Source organism: Acinetobacter sp. BWR-L5, assembly GCF_039655985.1.
GTDB lineage: Bacteria > Pseudomonadota > Gammaproteobacteria > Pseudomonadales > Moraxellaceae > Acinetobacter > Acinetobacter johnsonii.
Genome location: NZ_JAGFEV010000005.1, coordinates 114,327 through 135,036, shown reverse-complemented (window position 1 = coordinate 135,036; position 20,710 = coordinate 114,327). Strand labels below are relative to the sequence as shown.

General features: G+C 41.6%; 19 protein-coding genes. 9 read left to right on the top strand and 10 right to left on the bottom strand.

What is annotated here, in order from left to right; genetic code table 11:
• Positions 1-81: 81 nt before the first annotated feature.
• Both JZ787_RS10520 and JZ787_RS10515 read left to right on the top strand, forming a co-directional pair.
• Positions 82-918: a pyruvate, water dikinase regulatory protein gene (locus JZ787_RS10520; protein WP_005400687.1), complete on the top strand. Its 837-nt coding sequence runs from the start codon at positions 82-84 to the stop codon at positions 916-918.
• Between the two features lie 132 nt (positions 919-1,050).
• Positions 1,051-1,725, top strand: a complete 675-nt coding sequence (locus JZ787_RS10515) for a hypothetical protein (protein ID WP_346312261.1) — start codon at positions 1,051-1,053, stop codon at positions 1,723-1,725.
• A gap of 35 nt (positions 1,726-1,760) precedes the next feature.
• On the opposite strand, the gene JZ787_RS10510 is transcribed toward JZ787_RS10515, so the two are convergent.
• From JZ787_RS10510 to JZ787_RS10495, 4 genes are all read right to left on the bottom strand, one after another.
• Complete coding sequence (locus JZ787_RS10510; protein ID WP_168158862.1) at positions 1,761-2,324, bottom strand: flavoprotein; 564 nt, start codon at positions 2,322-2,324, stop codon at positions 1,761-1,763.
• Between the two features lie 242 nt (positions 2,325-2,566).
• Complete coding sequence (locus tag JZ787_RS10505) at positions 2,567-3,568, bottom strand: LLM class flavin-dependent oxidoreductase (RefSeq protein WP_004696463.1); 1,002 nt, start codon at positions 3,566-3,568, stop codon at positions 2,567-2,569.
• Positions 3,569-3,857: 289 nt separating this feature from the next.
• Positions 3,858-4,385, bottom strand: a complete 528-nt coding sequence (locus JZ787_RS10500; protein ID WP_004982017.1) for a hypothetical protein — start codon at positions 4,383-4,385, stop codon at positions 3,858-3,860.
• Positions 4,386-4,609: 224 nt separating this feature from the next.
• Entirely contained in the window at positions 4,610-5,035 is a 426-nt protein-coding gene (locus JZ787_RS10495) for a hypothetical protein (protein ID WP_004696467.1), read from the bottom strand.
• A 461-nt stretch (positions 5,036-5,496) separates the two neighbouring features.
• On the opposite strand from JZ787_RS10495, the gene prfA reads away from it, so the two are divergent.
• Both prfA and prmC read left to right on the top strand, forming a co-directional pair.
• The gene (gene prfA / locus JZ787_RS10490) at positions 5,497-6,585 is read left to right on the top strand and encodes a peptide chain release factor 1 (protein ID WP_346312260.1); all 1,089 of its coding nucleotides are present in this window, start codon (positions 5,497-5,499) and stop codon (positions 6,583-6,585) included.
• The gene (prmC, locus tag JZ787_RS10485; protein ID WP_346312259.1) at positions 6,585-7,403 is read left to right on the top strand and encodes a peptide chain release factor N(5)-glutamine methyltransferase; all 819 of its coding nucleotides are present in this window, start codon (positions 6,585-6,587) and stop codon (positions 7,401-7,403) included. The genes prfA and prmC overlap by 1 nt, the downstream gene beginning before the upstream one ends.
• Before the next feature lie 56 nt (positions 7,404-7,459).
• On the opposite strand, the gene JZ787_RS10480 is transcribed toward prmC, so the two are convergent.
• From JZ787_RS10480 to JZ787_RS10455, 6 genes are all read right to left on the bottom strand, one after another.
• Positions 7,460-8,281, bottom strand: coding sequence for an ABC transporter permease (locus JZ787_RS10480; protein WP_346312258.1), 822 nt, complete (start codon positions 8,279-8,281; stop codon positions 7,460-7,462).
• Positions 8,281-9,240 carry an aliphatic sulfonate ABC transporter substrate-binding protein gene (locus JZ787_RS10475; protein WP_234964454.1) on the bottom strand — a complete coding sequence of 320 codons (960 nt, stop codon included), beginning with the start codon at positions 9,238-9,240 and terminating at the stop codon, positions 8,281-8,283. The genes JZ787_RS10480 and JZ787_RS10475 overlap by 1 nt, the downstream gene beginning before the upstream one ends.
• 288 nt (positions 9,241-9,528) lie before the next feature.
• Positions 9,529-9,882, bottom strand: a complete 354-nt coding sequence (locus JZ787_RS10470; RefSeq protein WP_029575052.1) for a hypothetical protein — start codon at positions 9,880-9,882, stop codon at positions 9,529-9,531.
• A gap of 477 nt (positions 9,883-10,359) precedes the next feature.
• Positions 10,360-11,319 carry a hypothetical protein gene (locus JZ787_RS10465; protein ID WP_346312257.1) on the bottom strand — a complete coding sequence of 320 codons (960 nt, stop codon included), beginning with the start codon at positions 11,317-11,319 and terminating at the stop codon, positions 10,360-10,362.
• 9 nt (positions 11,320-11,328) lie between these two features.
• A complete protein-coding gene (locus JZ787_RS10460; RefSeq protein ID WP_346312350.1) occupies positions 11,329-12,651 on the bottom strand; it encodes a sphingomyelin phosphodiesterase in 1,323 nt (440 codons plus the stop codon).
• A 327-nt stretch (positions 12,652-12,978) separates the two neighbouring features.
• A complete protein-coding gene (locus JZ787_RS10455; RefSeq protein ID WP_346312256.1) occupies positions 12,979-14,004 on the bottom strand; it encodes an AraC family transcriptional regulator in 1,026 nt (341 codons plus the stop codon).
• Between the two features lie 143 nt (positions 14,005-14,147).
• On the opposite strand from JZ787_RS10455, the gene JZ787_RS10450 reads away from it, so the two are divergent.
• From JZ787_RS10450 to JZ787_RS10430, 5 genes are all read left to right on the top strand, one after another.
• Positions 14,148-14,918, top strand: coding sequence for a 3-hydroxyacyl-CoA dehydrogenase (locus tag JZ787_RS10450; protein WP_346312255.1), 771 nt, complete (start codon positions 14,148-14,150; stop codon positions 14,916-14,918).
• Positions 14,919-15,180: 262 nt separating this feature from the next.
• The gene (locus JZ787_RS10445) at positions 15,181-16,317 is read left to right on the top strand and encodes an acyl-CoA dehydrogenase family protein (RefSeq protein ID WP_346312254.1); all 1,137 of its coding nucleotides are present in this window, start codon (positions 15,181-15,183) and stop codon (positions 16,315-16,317) included.
• Positions 16,318-16,575: 258 nt separating this feature from the next.
• On the top strand, positions 16,576-18,222 hold the full coding sequence (locus JZ787_RS10440; RefSeq protein WP_346312253.1) for an AMP-binding protein: 1,647 nt from the start codon (positions 16,576-16,578) through the stop codon (positions 18,220-18,222).
• Positions 18,223-18,516: 294 nt separating this feature from the next.
• On the top strand, positions 18,517-19,287 hold the full coding sequence (locus tag JZ787_RS10435; RefSeq protein ID WP_346312252.1) for a HesA/MoeB/ThiF family protein: 771 nt from the start codon (positions 18,517-18,519) through the stop codon (positions 19,285-19,287).
• 57 nt (positions 19,288-19,344) lie between these two features.
• Complete coding sequence (locus JZ787_RS10430) at positions 19,345-20,643, top strand: AarF/UbiB family protein (protein WP_005400705.1); 1,299 nt, start codon at positions 19,345-19,347, stop codon at positions 20,641-20,643.
• Positions 20,644-20,710: the final 67 nt, after the last annotated feature.

Below are 20,710 nucleotides of genomic sequence, written 5' to 3'. Positions count from 1 at the left end.
TTTTACTAAGCGACAGTCATGTAAGATCGGTTTACTATAAAGATTATATAGCACTAAGACAAATTTTTGAGGAGAATTTTAATGTCGGGAAGTAAACAATTTAAGCGGAGTGTTTTTTTTGTATCTGATGGTACTGCGATTACCGCTGAAACCCTTGGGCACTCGCTATTGGCGCAGTTTCCAAATGTTGACTTTGACATTCATATTATTCCTTATATTAGCTCTGAAGAAGCTGCTACAAATGTCGTTGCTGAGATCAATTTAAGGGCACAACAAGACGGACAAAAGCCACTGGTTTTTGACACTTTAGTCGACCCGTACGTGCGTGACATTATTAATACTGCAAATGCTATAAATCTTGATGTATTTGAAGGGCTTATTAGTAAACTGTCTGAAGAGTTGGGAACGCCGCCTACAACTTTAGTCGGACAGACCCATGCGGTGACCGATTCGGAGTCTTATAAAGCACGTATTGATGCGGTGCATTTTGCTTTAGATAACGATGACGGTGCACGTACACGCCACTATGACAAGGCTGACCTGATTCTGATTGGGGTATCACGTTCGGGTAAAACACCGACTTCAATTTATTTGTCATTACAGTTTGGGATTCGTGTAGCAAACTATCCATTGACAGAAGAAGACTTGGATGACAACCGTTTACCTGCGGTACTTCGCGCACATAAGCAGAAGCTTTTTGGTTTGATGATTGATGCTGAACGTCTTGTCGCTATTCGCTCTGAACGTAAAGCCAATAGCCGTTATGCAAGCTTCAGCCAGTGCCAAATGGAGCTTCGCGCAATTGAAGGGATTTATATCTCTGAAGGGATTAAATACTTAAATGTCTCGGAAATGTCGATTGAAGAAATTTCAACTCGTGTACTGCAAATGACGGGTTTAAAACGTCGCATTGGTTGATATTGTCATTACATTATAAAGCGTCATATTGATGATGCTTTATAATGTCGATCAATATAAAAATATAGATTATATCAAATGAAAATAATATCAAAATGCCTATTAGGTGTATTTTGTTTTGCTCATTTTAATATGGCTTTATATGCGCAAAATATATCAATTCATCAGGCTGAGCAGGCCATTGATCAAAAATATGCAGCGCTAGATTTTTATGCAGTGAATCAACAGATCGAAAATGATGTGGTTGATTTAATCCGTGAAAATGCAGAAAGTTATGCTTATTCTTTCCCCAAATTGACTGAAAATCTTAGACTAAAGATTAATGCCTCACCGGACCAACTGCTTAAATTCTATACCTTTGATGTAGGTGGTGGCGGTACCATGGGTGAATTTTCATCCTATGTGCAGATGAAATCGAGCAAGTCCACTAAACTTCAGCCTTTAGAAACAGGCTATATTTTAAAGATTGATCAAGTGAAATGGGGTGCACAGCCGATTTATCTGATTCAAAGTTATTACAAAGGCGATAGTTGTCACGGTCTCTATCAAATTCAAGCCTTTAAAATGCATGCCCAAGCTTTGACAGCAACACCAGTTTTTCAGACCAAGAACAAGCAACTAAGTTCGATTGAAGTAGATTATGACTGTCATTATGACGAAGAGCAGCGCGGTTCATATATTCGTGTTGCAAAAGACTTAAACAAGATTGATATCACTTTATTAGATAAAAACAGCCACCCGACTGGAAAATACTTACGTTATCAGCGTTCAAATAGAGGCTATCAATATACAGGTGTGACGAAATAAACAACGGGTAAGTGGATAGAACTTACCCTACACGGTTAATGGCTATAGGTGGTAATGATCACATCGACTGGATATTCAGCACCATCTAAACTTTGAATATCATGTTCTCGAATTTTGACGATTGGCCAAGTGATTAGCTTACAGTTGTCGCGCTGTAGGGCATGATAATAATGATCGGACTTAAAAAATTTAAGTTTATCGGCAGCGGAATTAGGTTTAAGTTGGTGTCTAAGCCATGGGTCTTGAACTTGGGTTTCTAAAAAGCGTAAAGCCAGTAGGCATTTGATGCGTGTATTAAATAGACGTCGGTTCTTAATAACCAGTGGATGTTGGATTAAGCGTTGAATTCCGCGTTCCGTTTTCGGCAAGATGAATTGAGGTGCGTTTTGAAAAACATAGACTGATTGAGCGACCTGACAAATCGACTCGAGGGCTGTTACTGTATGTTGGTTAGTGCCAATAATTGCGACACGTTGCTCAGCAAAAGTATGTTGTTTAATTTCTGAAGCAGCAATCAGTTGCCCTTTAAAATGCTGAAAATACTCGGGATGGTTTTGAAATAAACCAGATCCATTGTCTGTTGAATGCAAATTGACCATGCTCGATCCTTAATTGTTTTTTATCGTCTTTCCTTAATTTATTATTTTTAGTGCTTTTGCTCTAAAAAGGCAAAGTGATAAATTGTCTGAGCAGTCACGCTAACTTTAGTCTAGACATAGCAGCAGTTTTTGCAGGGTTTTAAGGATTATTTAGGTATCGGCTGAGATTTTAGTTATTCATTTATGCACGTCGCCTTATGGGTATGCATTAATACGCATAAGGCGATTAGCTTCATTTGTACTTAGCTATTTTTGATCTGCATGAGACGTTCAAAATTTTCTAAACGTTTGTCCGTGTCATAGATGTCACAGGTGAAAATAAACTCGTCGACATCATATTCCAAAAGAAGCTGTTTCAAGCCTTCTTTTACCGTGCCATTGGAACCGATTTGCGCCATGGCATAAAAACTATCTACCGACATTTTTTCCGCAGGTGACCATAGACCGTCCATGCTGGCAATTGGTGCTTTTAACTTTAAACTTTGACCGCGCATGAGACCTAAAACTCGTTGGTAGGCACTGGTCGCTAGATATTCAGCTTCGGCATCGGTTTCAGCAACGACCGTCGGGACACCCATAGACACATAAGGTTTGGATAAGTACTCAGAGGGTTCAAAGTTTTCACGATAGAGCTGAATCGCTTGTTTTAGCATGCGCGGTGCAAAGTGTGATGCAAAAGAGTAGGGAAGTCCTAGTTTTGCAGCCAGTTGTGCACTAAATAAGCTTGAACCAAGTAGCCATACAGGCACATGTGTCCCTTGCCCCGGAGTTGCAATGATACGCTGATTTGGCTCAGCGTCCTTAAAGTAATGCAGAATTTCTAAGACATCTTGTGGGAATTGATCTTCAGTTTCTTGACGGCCACGGCGAAGTGCGCGCATGGTCACTTGGTCTGTACCTGGTGCTCGACCTAAACCTAATTCAATCCGGTTTGGATAGAGTGTTGCAAGTGTACCGAATTGCTCCGCTACGATCAGTGGGGCATGGTTTGGGAGCATGATACCGCCAGAGCCCACTTTTAAGGTTGAGGTATTTGCGAGTAAATAGCCGAGTAGCACCGCAGTTGCAGAGCTGGCAATACCATCCATATTATGATGTTCTGCAAGCCAAAGTCGGCTATAGCCTAAACGCTCAGCTTGTTGGGCCAATTTTAAGCTATGCTGTAGAGTGAGTTGTACAGTTTGATCTTCGCGGACAGGAGCTAATTCTAGAATAGAAAATTGAGTCTCGGACAACGTGCGCATTCTACTTCTCAGTTTTGTTTTATATATCGAAATAATACGATATAAGTGCCATCTTGTATATCGATTTTATTCGATATTCTGATTGTTTTATAGTAAAGTATTGATTTAAAAATGAAACAAAATTTATATTCAACATCGTTGAACAGCACCAGCCACATATACGTTTAAAACCAAAGTGGTAAGCTGCTGCATTCAGTAGAAACGATGCAGTGTCTTTTTTGAGTGTCGGTTGTGAGATAAATAAAAAGCACCCGAAGGTGCTTTTTATTTGAAAATATTTTATAGGTGCTTAACGTTTCCCGTTTTTGTACCAGCCCAAGTGACGGCCATTGTCACCACGATAGTCGCGACCATTATATTTATAATTGCTGTTACGGTAGCCGCGGCTGTCATAACGACGATCATAACGGTCATCGTAACGGCGGTCATATTCATCATCGTAACGACGGTCTTCAGAGACTTTTTTACCCAGAACTGCACCACCCGCTGAACCGAGACCTGCACCAATATACCCACCATTGGTACCGCCCATGTTTTTACCTACGGTATAACCACCTGCACCACCGAGTGCTCCACCAATGATTGCACCATTACGGTCACGTTTGTTGGCTGAAGCAGCTGCACCTGCACCACCACCAATGGCAGAACCAATCATCGCGCCTGTTTGCCCACCCATTTGATTACCAATCGCGGCACCGACAACACCACCTAATGCAGACGTTAGTGCAGTATTGGTTGTATTACCTGCATATGTTGTGGTCATCGTTAATGCAGAAGCTGCAATTACGGTACTCATTAAAATTGATTTAATTTTCATTTTTAAACTCCTAAGAGCATGTCTATTTTGTCTTGATTTCACTTTAGCGAAACAAGTGGGAAGAATAATGAAGAGAAATTTTATCGAAACTGTTGCTTTGGTAAGTGCTGTGTAACGGCTCTTCGTATTTTCTACCAGTTTGGCTGATGTGTTGTTGCGTCTAAATCTGTGCCATAAAAAAGCACCCGAAGGTGCTTTCAATGACATCTTTACGATGCAGCTAATTAATGGTGTTTATGTTTTTTCTTCCATTTTTTACCATGGTAAGAGTCATACTGTTTATCTTTTGAGATTTTGTTGCCGAGTGCTGCACCGCCCGCTGCACCTAATGCAGAACCCACGTACCCACCATTGGTGCCGCCCATGCTTTTACCTACGGTATAGCCCGCACCACCACCGATCGCACCGCCAATAGCAGATTCAGTACGATGACGTTTGTCACTTGCAACTGCTGCACCACCAGCACCACCGAGTGCTGCGCCAATAGTTGCACCAGTTGTGCCGCCCATGTTTTTACCAATTGCTGTCCCTGCAACACTACCTAAAGCACTGGCTGCAGCAACGCGAGTTGTGCTGTCTGCATATGCAGTTGCAGTAAACATAGATGCCGTTGCTAATGTTGCTGACATTAAGAGTGTATTAAGTTTCATGTATTTCTCCATGTCCAACATTGGTTGAACTGTCTTACTTCTTTCGATGTGGCTAATGTAACAAAAAGATTCCAGTTAATTGTGGAGAGTTAAAACTAAATTGAAACCCGTTGGTTTCTTGTTTGTATCAGTTTTATTACAAATGTGAATAAGCAGAATGAAATTTATCCAAAATCATGCAAATGTGGATAAACCTAGGAGTGATACAGTTCACACTCTGAATTTTGAGCTGAAATGACCTATTTAAAAGATGTATATGAAATAAGCTGTTCTACATTTTTTGAACGCTAGTAAGTGCATAAACACGCTTTAAAAGTGTATCAATCTACTGAGGCGTATAAAGTAAACGTCGCTCAGGATTGAATAAAGATGTTCTTTGCGTGATAGAGCCGTTAAACTAAGCGCAAATTTTTTGGTGCTGTGAAACTGTATTGCAGCCTTTATATTGAGATATTTTCCTAATGAAAGAATCGTTACGTTTACGATTAGATCAACTTTCTGACCGTCACGAAGAATTAACAGCATTACTTGCAGATGTAGAAGTCATTTCGGATAACAAACGCTTTCGTCAGTTGTCACGTGAACATAGTGATTTAAGCGAAATCGCAGAAGTTTGGACCAAGTACAAACAAGCAGAAGCTGATATTGAAACGGCTGAAGCGATGCTGTCAGATCCTGATTTTAAGGAAATGGCTGTTGAAGAAATTAAAGAAAATAAAGCCATTATTGCGTCTTTAGAAGCTGATTTAAATATCTTAATGATTCCGAAAGATCCAAATGATGCGAACTCTGCATATTTGGAAATTCGAGCGGGAACAGGCGGTGATGAAGCCGCTATTTTCTCGGGTGACTTATACCGCATGTATACCAAGTACGCTGAATCACAAGGCTGGCGTATTGAAGTGTTGTCTGAAAATGAAGGCGAACACGGTGGTTATAAAGAAATCATTTGTTTGGTGAATGGTGAAGGCGTTTACGGTCGCTTGAAGTTTGAAAGTGGCGCGCACCGTGTACAACGTGTACCTGCAACGGAGTCTCAGGGTCGTGTACATACTTCGGCGTGTACCGTTGCGATTTTGCCTGAAATTGATGTCGATACAACGGTCGAGATTAATGCATCAGACTTACGTATTGATACCTACCGTGCCTCAGGTGCGGGTGGTCAGCACATCAACAAAACCGATTCTGCTGTGCGTATTACCCACATTCCAACAGGAACGGTGGTGGAATGTCAGGAAGAGCGTTCGCAGCATAAAAACAAAGCCAAAGCGATGGCTTTGCTTGCTTCACGTTTGGAAAATGCAAAACGTGCAGCAGCTGATGCAGCAACTTCTGAAATGCGCCGTGACTTGGTCGGCTCGGGTGATCGTTCAGAGCGTATCCGTACCTATAACTACCCGCAAGGTCGTATGACCGATCACCGTATTAACTTAACTTTATACAAGTTAGACGCGGTTATGGAAGGCGATTTAACTGAACTATTAGATAGCTTACATCGTGAATATCAAGCAGATCAGCTTGCGATGCTTGCACAGCAGAATGGTGGATAATGAATATTGCCCAAGCTTTGGCTTTACGTGGTGAAGCCGAGAGTTACGAACGTCAAGAGAACGCATGGTTGCTGGAACACATCACCAAAATTGATTCTTTTGATTTGTTTATGAAAAAAGATCAAGTGCTGACCGATGAACAAGAGCAAGCCTATGTTGCTGCCTTGGCGCGAATTGAAGCAGGTGAACCTTTGGCCTATGTGACAGGTTCACAGCCGTTTTGGACATTGGATCTGATTGTCACTCCTGACACCTTAGTGCCACGTCCAGATACCGAAGTATTGGTTGAAACTGTACTACGTTTAGACTTACCTGAAGATGCCCGCATTGTCGATTTAGGTACGGGGACGGGTGCGGTTGCGCTTTCATTGGCCAGTGAACGGGACACATGGGACATCACGGCTACCGATATTTATGAGCCAACTTTAGCCGTGGCGCAGCAAAATGCAGAAAAGCATGACTTAAATGATGTGACTTTTGTGTGTGGAAGTTGGTTTGCACCGCTAAATCGAAAGTTTTTTGATGTGATTGTTTCGAATCCACCGTACATCGATGCCGATGACGCCCACATGCAAGACTTAGCAACTGAGCCTGAACGTGCTCTAGTTGCTGCGGATCATGGTTTGGCTGATTTAAAAGTCATTATCCAGCAAGGCAAAAAGCATTTAACCCTCGATGGTTGGGTGGTGCTTGAGCATGGTTATGATCAAGCTGACGCTGTACAGAAAATCTTTAAAGAGGCGGGCTATAAACAAGTCCGGACTGTGAAAGATTATGGTGGGAATGACCGCGTTACATTAGGGCAGTGGACACAATAATTTCATTGTTCCCTCCAAAATAAAAGCGCATTCGATGCGCTTTTATTTTTTCTAGCTTATGTTCCAAATACGTCACGCCAACGCAGGAGCCAAGTCTCGATGGCCTTCATGATGCTATCACTGAGTTTTCCGAGCACGGCTAGAAGAATAATTGCTAAGATCACAATATCGGGGCGTGAAGTTTCTCGGCCATCACTCAGTAAGTAGCCAATCCCTTGTGTTGCTGCAATGAGTTCTGCAGCAATCATAAACATCCATGCCAAACTTAAACTGTTGCGCAGTCCCGTTAAGATCCCCGGAGATGCTGCAGGCAGAATAATCTGTTGTACTTGCTGCCAGTACTTCAATCGATAGACTTGTGCGACTTCGATGAGCTTGCGATCAACTCCTTTAATCGCTGCGACCGTGTTGGTATAGGTCGGAAAAAATGCACCAATCGCAATCAAGGTAATCTTCGATGCTTCATCAATTCCCAGCCACAGTAAAAGTAGAGGAATCCACGCTAAACTCGGGATGGATTTAATCGCTGAAAAACTGGGTTCTAAAAACGCTTCAACCTGTTTATTGAGTCCCACCAAAAGCGCAAATATTAAAGCCAGAGCACTGCCAATAAAAAAGCCTAGAAACACCCGCCATGTACTGGTCCAGACATGCATCCATAAATCTGCCTGCCATAAATCTAGAAAGGTTTGACATAGACTACTGGGTGCAGGTAATAAATAAGGTTCAATAAAACCTGCACGAACCAGATATTCACAAGCAATCAGTAAGAGCATTGGAAGGGTGATCGCTTTGAGAACACTCTTCAATTTCAACTGAAATGAGGAACTCTTTTTCACTACAATAGGGGTGAAAGAGCTCGCGACTGACTTGGTCATTATTTGCTTACAACCTTTTGTGCATATTGTGGTTTAAACAACTGAGTCACGACTTGATTAACATTGGTGCCTTTACGGACTAAGTCTTCTTCATTCAAAATGCCGCCAGACTTTTGTAATGCAGCAATCTGTTTGGCTGACGGAATGTTTTGATCAAAGTTGGTACGGCTTAATTGTAATTTTGCGACATTCAACGGCAGTTTGGACTCGCGTGCCAGTAACTCCGCCAATTTCTCTGGGTTAGCTTTGGCCCATTTACGTGCTTGCTCATAAGCTTTAATCACTGCTTCAATGGCTTCGGGACTTTGCTGAGTAAAAGACTCTTTGACGCTGAGCACGCTATAACTGTTAAACCCAATATTTCGATACAGCAATTTTGCACCAGATTGGACTTGTGCCGATGCCATCAATGGATCTAAGCCTGCCCAAGCATCGACTTGACCACGTTCTAAAGCTGTTTTGCCATCTGGATGTTGTAAGTGAACCAGTTGTACATCACGTTTATTTAGACCCACTGTATCCAACGCTTGTAAGGTAAACAGAAATGGATCTGTGCCTTTGGTTGCGGCAATTTTCTTTCCTTTTAAGTCTTTTAGGCTTTTAATTTGGGAGTTTTTAGCAACCACCAAAGAGGTCCATTCAGGTTGGCTTTGGATATAAACGGTATTGATTGGACTGCCGTTGGCACGACTAAGTACGGCTGCAAGCCCTGCGGTTGAAGCAAAATCGACACTGCCACTATTTAAATATTCCAGTGAACGGTTACTGCCTTGGCTAAATACCCATTTAATTTCAGTTTTAGGTAAGGCTTTTTCTAACAATTTCTGCTCTTTCACCACAAGACTGGTTGGTGCGTAGTAGGCATAATCGAGTTTAAGTGTGTTTGGAATAGCGGCATTGGCATACGAGCCGATCAGACCTAAAATCAGTGAAGTGCTCAGTAGTTTAAAGTTTTTCATGTTGCATCATTTAAATAAGTTCATTTGTGAGTTCTTTTAACGTTATGTATGCGAAAAATAAAAAAAGAAAAATGGATAATAAAATATTAAATTGAAATAAGTAGATAGTCTTGATTTAAGTATCTGAATTTTAATAACTTGATTGAACTTTGTGTAGTTTTTGGAGTATAGAATAACTTTAAAAAAGCATAGAATAATTTCTTCTTATATGAAGATTGCATAACTAAATCATTCATTTTGAATGTAAAAAAGCGACTGTAATAGTCGCTTTTTTAAGGGCTTGCAAGCTTACATAGGATAGTCTTGTAAGCTGTCAAACACTTCAACTTGCTCTAAAGCATCAGTTTCAAGTGCAAGACAAAGTGTCACAATTTTCTTTAGATCAGCTAAATATTGTTCATCTTTAAACGATGCACCTAACTGTAGGGCTTGAATACGGTCAGCGCTAATATCCAACGCTTGAGCAGCTTCAATCGCATTAACTTCATTAAAAAATGCAGTAACAGCATGATTTAATTCAAGGTCTGATGCATTGAGAATACCTTGATCCAATTGCTCTTCAAATTGTGGGGTAGGAGACTGCAAAGCTTGAGTAAAGTTTTGCACTAGACGTTGATCGAGAACATCAATCATTTTAAGCATGTCATAACCTTTAAAAGAAATAAGGTGATTAAACAGGGGGAGTACAGCCGGAAAATAAGCATTAAAGAATGCTTTAAAATTGGTTGAAAAATAATCCATTTTGGAACTTTTTGCAAATAGATTCCGATAAATGAAAGATGGATTTGTTAAGTAAATGAAAAGATTAAATTTATTAAATTGAGTGCATGTTTACATTTTACGCTACTGCTCAAATGGACTCAGATCGATCAAAAGAAGTATTCAATGCCGACTATCGAGGGACTTCAATTAAAAAGTTATTTAAGTTATTTTTAAGATGTTGAAAAGTAATATTTTATTAATATTTTTGTTGCAATGGTCTTTATTTCACGCATCATTGATGCGAACTCAAAACATTGTGGAATTGCAATTTATAAGGACATGCTAAAGCAACATGAGGTATATCACCTTGCTTTAGCTGTCTTTGTTTGATGTGAAGAATGATGAACGTTTAAGCCACTAGTTAAAGTGCTTTTGCCTCAGTTGTTCTAGACGGAGTTGATATTGCTGCTGCCATGCACTTTCAGCTAAGTTTTGTTTTTGCTGGTTCATTTCTTGGTTGAGAGCAGCAAGCTCAGATTGATAACTGGCGATCTGTTGTTGTTGCCGAGCGACTTGTTGTTCGCGTTCAGCCAACTGCGCCGCTTCTTTGCCTGAAAAGTAGCTGTTACGAATTTGTTGGGTAATTTCTTGCTGTTGTATTGGATCGGTGACGCCAATTAAAGCCAATTTAAGGGCTTTATCATAACTACCACTTTGACCATCAATATTTTTGCTCGGGTTTTTATATTGTTGCTGTAGTTGCGCAAGTTCACTCAGCCGTTGTTGTAAGGTCATGTGCGGTGCGCGGCTCAAGAGCTCACCATAAGCAAACTGATAGCTGGCAAACTCTTTTTCTTCAGCAAAGCCGAGTTGGGTTTCTTGCTTACCTAAAGTCTGCTCACGTAAGTTCCAAATTTCCTGATAACGCTGTTGTGGTGTCATTTGTGTGGACATGGTTTTAGCTTGCATTTCTTTTTCGTACAGTGGTAGGCGTTCTATCAATTGTTTTAAAGTCTGGGCAAACTGCTGATCTGGATATTCGTCCAATACCTGTTTTAATAATGCCTGACAGTTGGTATCAGGGCAGTTTTGCTGTAACTGGTTTAATAATTGTGTGATATTGCCCGGATTTTTTTGAAAGAGTTGAATGATTTTTTGGATAGATTCTTGTTGCTGTTGTTGCTGCATTTTTGACTCGTCATTGTTTGCAGCGGCAAGCTTCTCTTGCAAACTGCTGGGTTGAGCAGTCTCTGTAAGGGACGGTGAGGATGCCTGAGTTTGACCCGATGTGGCATATGATGAGCCAAGGCCCAACCATATCACCACACCGATCACCAATACACTCAGCACCAAAGCGATAAGCCCAAAGCGCTTCATTATTCTTCCTTATGGGTTGTATTGGAATTGACCCATTACTGGGAAGTGGTCAGATAAGTCCCAAGTCATAAATACGGTGTCGGCAGCCGAGCGAAGAATGCGGACATCATTACGTGCTTGCATAGGCTGACGGTGGTTATTGGATGACACCACGTAGTCTAAATACTCTACGGTAGAGCCACCCGTGAGTCCTGCACCTGCGAGTTTATTCACTCGTGGATCGAAGGTCGATTCGGTATATCCTGTGCTGACTGGGACCGTACCATTCAAGTTAATTTGCATTTGAGCATAATCTTGCGGCCACAGGAGTTTGTTGACATTAAAGTCACCGCCCATGAGCACTGCATCAAATGATGGAATATTTTGCTTATCGACCAAAGCGCGGATTTGCTTAAATTGTTGCTGGCGCATATCACGTGCCGCGTCGGTATCAAACGATGCGGTATGCGTGGAGGTCACATGGTAGGCTTTGCCATTCTTGAGAATTTCAGCATAAATCACGCCTTTATCGGCAAAACAGTCAATCCCCGTACAGCTCGGGTAAATAAAATGATCCGTTTTTACAATTGGATGGCGACTGGCAACCAATATGCCGCTGTCATAAATATTGAAGCCTGAACCGATTGGAATATAGGTTTGGTACGGATATTCCTGCGCTAATTTGGCCAACATGGCGGTACGCCCAGAAGCAAAGGTTTCTTGGAATAAGATCGCGTCGTAGCCTTTTAGGTTTTGCGGCAGTTGCTCTAAACGTGAATCAATTTTACTTGCTACCAAAGGAAGAGCATAAATATTGTAGGTTAAAACTTTAAACTCGTCGGCACTGCTGGCAACGGGTTCTGGCACGGTATTTTGATGGATAGTGTAGTGGAAGTCGTCATAACCGCCAGTGTATTCAGCTTTAAAAGCAGTCTGCGCCGCTTTTCCTGCATAATTGGTGTTGAAACGCTGAATGTTACGATCGTTAAACCATGGTGCAGAGAAATCACTGCCAGATGCAGAGTGTTTAATATCACTGCCAGACCAAGTGCCGGTCATAGATTGCTTCAGGGTGACACTTGAACCACCGCCTGTAATCACGGTATCAAAATTATAGGTTTGACCTGACTTTACCCCAGTATAACGGTTAAAACGCAGTACACGTTTGGTTTCATAAGGTGCAATTTGGGTGGCTTCTTGAGCCCATTGACTCCCCTGAGTTAAGGTGCGTGTACCATGATGATTAATATTGACGGATACCGTTTCAGGGGTGGTATTGGTCACATAAATGTATGAGTCTGCTATCGCTTGCTGACTGCACAGCAATAATGATAACCATCCGATATTTTTCATTAAGTTTTTATTTAATTGGGTGCTCATGTGTTCCCTCCATGATGTTTTTATTCAATATTGTGTAAAACAATATGACGAGATCACTATGGCAGGTAATTTTTTTAAGTCAGTGACAAAGTGCGACAGCCCCCTGATTTTCCGATGAATGAGCATCAAAAAATCAATTTAATTTATAAGCTCTGTTGACATTTCATTTGGCCAATCAAAACCAAACCCAGAACAATAGAATGTTGAGGTTTACTTTAACGAGAGAATTTTATGGGTCGGTTATTTGTTATGTAGAAAGAGCAAGAGCGTTTCGTAGTTGCTTATACCAATCGACTGAAGTTAAGCATCCTTATTTTGACGATAAGCGCCAGGGCTGACCCCAGTCCACTTTTTGAAAGCACGATGGAAAGCACTCGGATCATGAAAATTGAGTTCAGTGCTAATGTCTTGTAATGATACTTGGCTGTTACTGAGCAGCTCAATCGCCATATCACGGCGTATATCATTTTTGAGTTGTTGATAACTGAAACCTTCACTTTTCAGTCGTCTCTGAATAGTCGCCTCAGACATATTGAAATGATGGGCAATTTCAGACAGTTCAAGCCACTGGATCGGGGGTTCCTGCATTAAATAGCGACGAATTTGGGCACTGGTTGAATGTGGATTTTTATAACGGGTCAGTAAAATATGTGGGGTTTGCTGAATAAATTGATACCACGATTTACTGTCCTGTTTTATGGGCATTTTTAAATAATTGGCATCGAACTGAATATAGTTTTCAGCCATTTGATACTGGATATTTTCACAAAAACGAACTTTGTAATCGATGTCATTTGTAGGTGCATCACATTTGAGTTGAATTTGATTCAAAATTACCCGTTGACCTATTAGCCAACACATTAGAGCATGAATCAGCATGATGTAAGTTGCGTAACTAAACATACGCTTGGGCTGTTGTCGTTCATAAATCACAATATAGGCATAATGTTCTTGCACCATGAGGTGACTGCTAAAGTCGTCTAGTACCAAATTCATAAACTGCAAAATATGCTGAATGGCTTGTTCGAGCTGGATGGTGTGTAATAGTGATTTAGATAAAAACTGAAAACTGCCACGGCGCATAGCATGACGATCCATCCCAAAAAACTCATCATTCATCACATTGGCCAGTTCAGTCCAGAGCTGTGCATATTGATTGACTGAGACCCGTGCTTTTGTCGCACTTAACAATTCGCTATTGATGCCTGCATTTTTCAAAATATCAGCAACTGCATATCCCTGCTTTTCAGCTTCAAACAATGCTTCGTGTACCAAAGCAATCGAAATGGAATCTTTCTGGGCGTTTGCATGTTCCGATGCAGTCATAGTGGCTTCCATATTTTTATTGTGCATTTTGAGCATTGTCCAAAACCATCATGGAAGATGCAATATTTGGAAATTGTACTCGAGTGCTTCAGTGTTTACATTTCTTCTTAAGTCGTAGCATTCAATCATACAAGGAAAAATAAATGAAGATTCAAGGGAAGGTTTTTGTCGTCACGGGTGGAGCATCGGGTTTAGGTGCAGCAACAGCACGTCATTTGATTGAGCAAGGTGCGAAAGTTATTTTGGTGGATATGAACCAAGCTTTAGGTGCAGAGCTACAGCGTGAGTTGGGTGAAAATGCTCAGTTTAAAAGCCTCGATGTTACTGATGAGCACGCTGTGCAAAGTTTCTTCCAAGAAGTCGAGGCGGAATATGGGCAATTGAATGGTTTGGTGAACTGTGCGGGTGTAGCGCCTTCAGCCAAAGTGTTAGGTCGTGATGGTATTCATGAGCTGGCGTTATTCCAAAAAGTATTAAACATCAATGTCTCAGGTACTTTCAATATGCTGCGTTTTGCTGCGCAGTTAATCGCGAAATATGAACTTCAAGCTGGTGAAGAAGAACGCGGAGTGATTGTGAATACAGCTTCGGTTGCAGCCTATGACGGACAAATTGGACAGACCGCTTATGCAGCCTCTAAGGGCGCTGTGGTTTCAATGACTTTACCACTGGCACGCGAGCTAGCACGTGAGAAAATTCGAGTGATGACCATTGCTCCGGGCATTATGGAAACGCCAATGTTGAAGGCGATGCCGCAAAATGTACAAGATGCGTTGGGTGAAATGGTGCCATTTCCGAAGCGGTTGGCAAAACCTCAAGAGTTTGCTCAGCTTGTGGGGCATATTTTTGAAAATATTTATTTGAATGGTGAGGTGATTCGTTTAGATGGTGCGATTCGTATGCAGCCTAAATAATTTATTTTGACTTGTGATCTTTGAGTTTATAACGGAGTCTTTGCCTCGATAAGTAAAGGCTTCTTATAACCTTCGGTTCGACCTACTTTTCTTTCGGGAAAAGTAGGCAAAACCATCTCCATTCGCAAAACCTGTTTTATTAAATTTACAGACTACTTTCTCGCAGAAACATTATCTTTTGAAAGGCTTTCAGGTTGCGAATGGGTCGCCGTGTATCAAATATTTATTAAATTTAATAACCTGAACAGAGAAGGGACATCTAATGCTTTTAAATGAAGAACAAAAAATGGTTCAGGATATGCTGCGTAGTTATTCGCAGGAAAAACTGAAACCAACTGCAGCTGAACGTGACAAAACCTCACAGTTTCCTGCGCAAGAACTCAAAGAGCTGGGTGAGTTAGGTGCTTTGGGTATGACTGTTTCACCTGAATGGGGTGGTGCAGGCTTAGATTATATTTCACTGGTGGTAGCACTTGAGGAAATTGCAGCAGGTGATGGTGCGATTTCGACCATTGTCAGTGTGCAAAACTCACTGCCGTGCGGTATTACCCAGCGCTACGGAACTGATGCACAAAAGCAGAAATATTTAAGCAAGCTTGCCACAGGTGAGTGGTTGGGATGTTTTTGTCTCACTGAACCACAAGCAGGCTCAGATGCAGGTGCGTTGGAGTGCAAGGCCGTTCGTGAAGGTGAGGAATGGGTGCTGAATGGAACCAAACAATTCATTACCACAGGTAAGCATGCTCAAGTCGCTTTGGTTTTTGCAGTCACAGACAAAGCTGCGGGTAAGAAAGGTATTTCTTGCTTTTTAGTCCCAACCGATATCGACGGCTATATTGTCTCTCGTACAGAGGAAAAGATGGGACAGCACTGTTCAGATACGGCAACCATCGTTTTGGAGAACTGCCGCATTCCAGCAGATCATTTGCTAGGCGCAGAAGGTGAGGGCTATAAAATTGCGCTTTCAAATTTGGAGTCGGGACGTATTGGTATTGCAGCGCAATCAGTGGGTATGGCTCGTGCCGCTTTAGATGCTGCGGTTGAATATGCTAATGAACGAAAAGCCTTCGGTGTTGAAATTGTGCAACATCAGGCAGTTGCTTTTCGTTTAGCCGATATGGCGACGCAAATTGAAGCTGCACGTCAGTTAATTTTCCATGCAGCCACTTTGAAGGATGCAGGATTGCCGTGTTTAAAAGAAGCCTCTATGGCCAAACTGTTTGCCTCAACCATGGCGGAGCGTGTTTGTTCTGATGCGATTCAAATTCATGGTGGCTATGGCTATGTTTCAGATTTTCCTGTTGAACGAATTTATCGGGACGTCCGTGTGAGCCAGATTTATGAAGGAGCGTCTGATATCCAGCGTCTTGTCATTGCACGTGAAGTCACCAAGGTTTAAGTCGACTTAGTTTTAGACCTTGGTCGATGTTCAAAGCCTGCATTTTCATTGAGGGATTTGGAAATTGTAGGCGCATTTAAAACATGGTTATCTAGGTACAGCGGTTAAGTACAGTCATTAAATAGAGCAACTGAACCGCTCTAAGTTTTCAAATAATATAGGACTGACAATGAGGTCAGTTCAACGCTTAAAACGATAAAGAATATGGACGGCCAAAGTGGATTTGGCCTTAAAAATGGATAATACGAGGTTGTCGTGATGAAGACATTAGAACAAGCCCATCAAGAATTTAACTATGAACAACTGATTCAGGAACAATTGCTAGGCCAACCCAATGCAATCAATGCCTATATTGAGTGCTGTCAGCGCTATGTAGGGCAGAAAAAAACAGCACTCATCTGGGAAGGAAAAAATGGCGAGTCTGAGCAATGGAGTTTTGAACAGCTCGATGTTGCCTCAGCTCAGTTGGCAAATTATTTTAAAAGTATTGGGATTCAAGTAGGTGACTGTATCGCAGGGCTGTTACCGCGTACGCGTGAACTGTTGATTACAATTTTAGCAACATGGCGGATCGGCGCGATTTATCAGCCTTTGTTTACTGCTTTTGAGTCGAAGGCGATTGAACATCGAGTTTTAACTGCGAATACTAAATTGATTGTGACCAATGCAGAGCAACGTCCAAAGCTAAATCACGTTGAAGTCAAACATATCCTGACTGTGAATGCAGGAACAAACTTAACCAGCAATGAAACTGATTTTTGGCAGGAAGCAAAACAACAGTCCAATCAATGTGAAGCTGTTTTGCGTAGCTTTGATGATGATTTCCTCATGATGTTTACCTCAGGCACCACAGGTTTAGCCAAATCAGTGCCTGTCCCTTTAAAAGCAGTTTTGGCTTTTAAGGGTTATATGCAACATGCGGTTGATTTAAGAGAAGACGATTCATTTTGGAATTTAGCCGATCCGGGCTGGGCTTATGGGTTGTACTACGGAATCACAGGGCCGCTCAGCTTGGGGCATAGCATCATTATGGATGAGCGCGCATTTAGCGTCGATCATGCGGTTGAAGTCATTAAAAAATATCGCGTCAGTAATTTAACGGGTTCACCTACAGCTTTTCGGATGTTCTTTGGTTTTAAAGAAAAGTTTGATCCTTCCATTAAAACTCACCTACGTGCTGTCAGTAGTGCGGGTGAGCCTTTGACCCCAGAAGTGATTCATTGGTTCAATAATGATCTGAATGTCAATATTTATGACCAGTATGGACAAACTGAGTTGGGCATGGTGATTGCGAACCATCATGCATTGGAGCATGAGAAAAAGGTTGGTTCGGCAGGCTTTGCTAACCCTGGACACCGCTTTGCTGTACTTGATGTCAACCACCAAGAAGTCAAGTGCGGTGAAATAGGAACGTTGGCGATAGACTTTAGCCAGTCACCACTGACATGGTTTAAAGGCTATGGTGGCAATAATCGTAAGTCCTTTGTGGGACAGTATTATTTAACAGGTGATACGGTCAAGCTGAATGAAATTGGTGGTATCGACTTTGTTGGGCGTGCTGACGATGTCATTACAACGTCAGGCTATCGAGTCGGACCTTTTGATGTCGAAAGTACTTTGCTTGAGTGTGCGGAAGTACTCGAGTCAGCTGTGATTGGTAAGCCTGATCCAGAGCGTACGGAAGTGGTGAAAGCTTTTGTAGTGCTGAAGCCACAGTACCAAGCATCTAAGGAATTGGATGGCAAACTCCAAGCCTATGTGCGCTCACGTTTATCTAAACATGCGTATCCGAAAGAAATTGAGTTTGTTGAAAGTTTGCCGAAAACGTCGAGTGGAAAAATTCAACGTAATTTGCTGAAACAGCAAGAGGTGGCAAAGATGCAAACTTTACAAGCTGCCATTTAATTTAAAAATAAAAGGGTCTTAAAGCTAAAGCCAGTCAGTTCTAATAGACTGGCTTTTTCTTTTAACCATTTATAGTGGCATGTGACTTGTGGAACACCGCTTGAAATATAGTTAGAGGTATAAATAGTCTAAGAAAATTTAACTAGGTAACTAGTATGATTCAATCTCCGTAACTTAAAAGTGAAAAAGTTGAGCTATGTAAAGCACATAGCATTTATTGAATTTTTGCATAGCTAACCTTGGTTTCATGGGTATAATTCGCCATCAATATTTTCTTTAGCAAAAGGCTGAATCATGGACGAGTTAGATGAAAGTCTAGAACTCAGTAATGCTGAAATGCATCTCTATAGTCGTCAAATTTTATTGGACGGATGGGATATAGAGGCACAAGAAAAACTCAAGTTGGCCAATGTACTCATTGTTGGCTGTGGTGGTATTGGTTGTTTGACTGCTGAGTTATTGGCACGTGCTGGTGTAGGGCAAATCACTCTGATTGATGCTGATACGATCGAAGTGAGCAATCTCCAAAGACAGATTGCCTATGTAGAAAATAATGTCGGTTTTTATAAAGCAGAGGTTTTGGCCCAGCGTTTAAAGCAGATCAATCCCTACATCCAAGTCCATGCGCATGCTGTAAAACTTGATACAGCCAATGCAGCTAGTTTAATTGCAGGTCAAGACTTAGTCCTTGATGGTTGTGATAATTTTACGACACGATATTTGGTCAATCAGCAGTGTAAAGCGGCCAATGTTCCACTCATCAGTGCATCGGCCATTGGTTTTCAAGGGCAACTGTTTATGGTGGAAGGTGAGTCCGCTTGCTATGAATGTCTGTTCCCTAAAGAAGAACATGCGAATGAAAGTCTACGCTGTGCAGATTCGGGCGTTTTAGCTACCACCCCAAATGTAATGGCCAGTCTTCAAGCGCATCATGCACTTTTATATTTGGGTTTAAATGTGACTGCACTCAAACAACGCTTGTTACTTTGGGATGGCTTAAGTATGAAACAACGTTTGCTTGCTTTCGAAAAAGATACAGATTGTCCCGTTTGTCAGGCAAGATAAGCCTACAATTTTTTCATTCTTTGATACACTCAATACAATTTATTTTTGACCGATATTATGAAAAACAATATCTTTTTAGATGGACTGCGTTCCGTTGCCCGTGTTGGGGAAACAGCAGTCATTGCAGCACGTGCTGGTATTAAGTACGCAACTGAAAAACCAAGTAATGCCAAATTGATGCGTGAAACCTTTGAGTCTCTGGGCTCAACCTATATCAAGTTGGGTCAGTTTATTGCGAGTACACCTTCACTTTTTCCACGTGAATATGTTGAAGAGTTTCAAGGCTGTTTAGACCAAACGCCATCTTTACCGTTTAGTTATGTACAAGGGGTTTTGGCGTCTGAGTTTGAAGGCCGAAATCTGTCTGAGATTTTTGCATCGATTGATGAAACACCTTTAGCTTCAGCATCTATTGCTCAAGTCCATGCCGCAAAGCTGGTGACGGGCGAAGATGTAGTTATTAAAGTACAAAAGCCAGGTGTAGAAACAATTCTCTATACCGACTTAAATGTTCTGCACTGGGCTACCAAGGTTTTAGAAAAAGCAGTGCCTAAAGTCAAATTTGCATCTCTTGCAGACATTGTGGAAGAAATCAAAACCCGCATGGTGCGCGAAGTCGATTTTATTGAAGAAGCCAGTAATCTGGATGACTTTGTGAATTATCTCAATATCACGCAAAACCATAAGGCGATGGCACCTAAAGTCTATCACCAGTATTCGACTCGCCGTGTGCTCACCATGCAGCGTCTTTACGGCGTGCCATTAACTGATTTTGAAGTGGTTAAAAAGCGCTGTAAAGATCCTTCACAAGTCCTGATAACTGCCATGAATACATGGTTTGGTAGCCTGATGATGTGTAATAGCTTCCATGCTGACTTACATGCTGGAAACCTGATGCTGCTTGATGATGGTCGTGTGGGTTTTATTGATTTCGGCATTGTGGGGCAGTTGAAACCTGAAGTATGGACAGCTTGTATTGCCTTTATGGATGCCTTACAAAAAACGGATTATGCACTCATGGCGGAAAACATGCTGAAAATGGGCATGACCGCAGTGCAGATTGATACTCAGGTGTTGGCCGCAGATCTTGAGCGTTTATTTAGTGGTGTGTTGTTGGCAGATCCGCAAGAATTGCTGAGTTCAAACCCAGCAGATTTGAATGACATCATGATGGATATGGTTGCAGTAGGCGAGCGTCACGGTATTCGCTTCCCACGTGATTTTGCCTTGTTATTTAAACAGATGTTGTATTTCGATCGTTTCATGCGCATCCTTGCACCGTATACCGACATCTATGCTGACCAGCGTTTGCAAATGGTGCAAACTATGGATCCAAATGTGTTGTTAAAAAACTAAGTTCTTTTGAAGCACATTCACCAAAAAAACCTTTCAGTCCTTCTTTTGAAAGGAGGGACTGAAAAAC

What these genes read in the sequence shown, in the direction of transcription:
- JZ787_RS10520 (WP_005400687.1), top strand. Translation starts at nt 82, where the DNA reads ATGTCGGGAAGTAAACAATTTAAGCGGAGTGTTTTTTTTGTATCTGAT.
- JZ787_RS10515 (WP_346312261.1), top strand. Translation starts at nt 1,051, where the DNA reads ATGGCTTTATATGCGCAAAATATATCAATTCATCAGGCTGAGCAGGCC.
- JZ787_RS10510 (WP_168158862.1), bottom strand. Translation starts at nt 2,324, where the DNA reads ATGGTCAATTTGCATTCAACAGACAATGGATCTGGTTTATTTCAAAAC.
- JZ787_RS10505 (WP_004696463.1), bottom strand. Translation starts at nt 3,568, where the DNA reads ATGCGCACGTTGTCCGAGACTCAATTTTCTATTCTAGAATTAGCTCCT.
- JZ787_RS10500 (WP_004982017.1), bottom strand. Translation starts at nt 4,385, where the DNA reads ATGAAAATTAAATCAATTTTAATGAGTACCGTAATTGCAGCTTCTGCA.
- JZ787_RS10495 (WP_004696467.1), bottom strand. Translation starts at nt 5,035, where the DNA reads ATGAAACTTAATACACTCTTAATGTCAGCAACATTAGCAACGGCATCT.
- prfA (WP_346312260.1), top strand. Translation starts at nt 5,497, where the DNA reads ATGAAAGAATCGTTACGTTTACGATTAGATCAACTTTCTGACCGTCAC.
- prmC (WP_346312259.1), top strand. Translation starts at nt 6,585, where the DNA reads ATGAATATTGCCCAAGCTTTGGCTTTACGTGGTGAAGCCGAGAGTTAC.
- JZ787_RS10480 (WP_346312258.1), bottom strand. Translation starts at nt 8,281, where the DNA reads ATGACCAAGTCAGTCGCGAGCTCTTTCACCCCTATTGTAGTGAAAAAG.
- JZ787_RS10475 (WP_234964454.1), bottom strand. Translation starts at nt 9,240, where the DNA reads ATGAAAAACTTTAAACTACTGAGCACTTCACTGATTTTAGGTCTGATC.
- JZ787_RS10470 (WP_029575052.1), bottom strand. Translation starts at nt 9,882, where the DNA reads ATGCTTAAAATGATTGATGTTCTCGATCAACGTCTAGTGCAAAACTTT.
- JZ787_RS10465 (WP_346312257.1), bottom strand. Translation starts at nt 11,319, where the DNA reads ATGAAGCGCTTTGGGCTTATCGCTTTGGTGCTGAGTGTATTGGTGATC.
- JZ787_RS10460 (WP_346312350.1), bottom strand. Translation starts at nt 12,651, where the DNA reads ATGAAAAATATCGGATGGTTATCATTATTGCTGTGCAGTCAGCAAGCG.
- JZ787_RS10455 (WP_346312256.1), bottom strand. Translation starts at nt 14,004, where the DNA reads ATGACTGCATCGGAACATGCAAACGCCCAGAAAGATTCCATTTCGATT.
- JZ787_RS10450 (WP_346312255.1), top strand. Translation starts at nt 14,148, where the DNA reads ATGAAGATTCAAGGGAAGGTTTTTGTCGTCACGGGTGGAGCATCGGGT.
- JZ787_RS10445 (WP_346312254.1), top strand. Translation starts at nt 15,181, where the DNA reads ATGCTTTTAAATGAAGAACAAAAAATGGTTCAGGATATGCTGCGTAGT.
- JZ787_RS10440 (WP_346312253.1), top strand. Translation starts at nt 16,576, where the DNA reads ATGAAGACATTAGAACAAGCCCATCAAGAATTTAACTATGAACAACTG.
- JZ787_RS10435 (WP_346312252.1), top strand. Translation starts at nt 18,517, where the DNA reads ATGGACGAGTTAGATGAAAGTCTAGAACTCAGTAATGCTGAAATGCAT.
- JZ787_RS10430 (WP_005400705.1), top strand. Translation starts at nt 19,345, where the DNA reads ATGAAAAACAATATCTTTTTAGATGGACTGCGTTCCGTTGCCCGTGTT.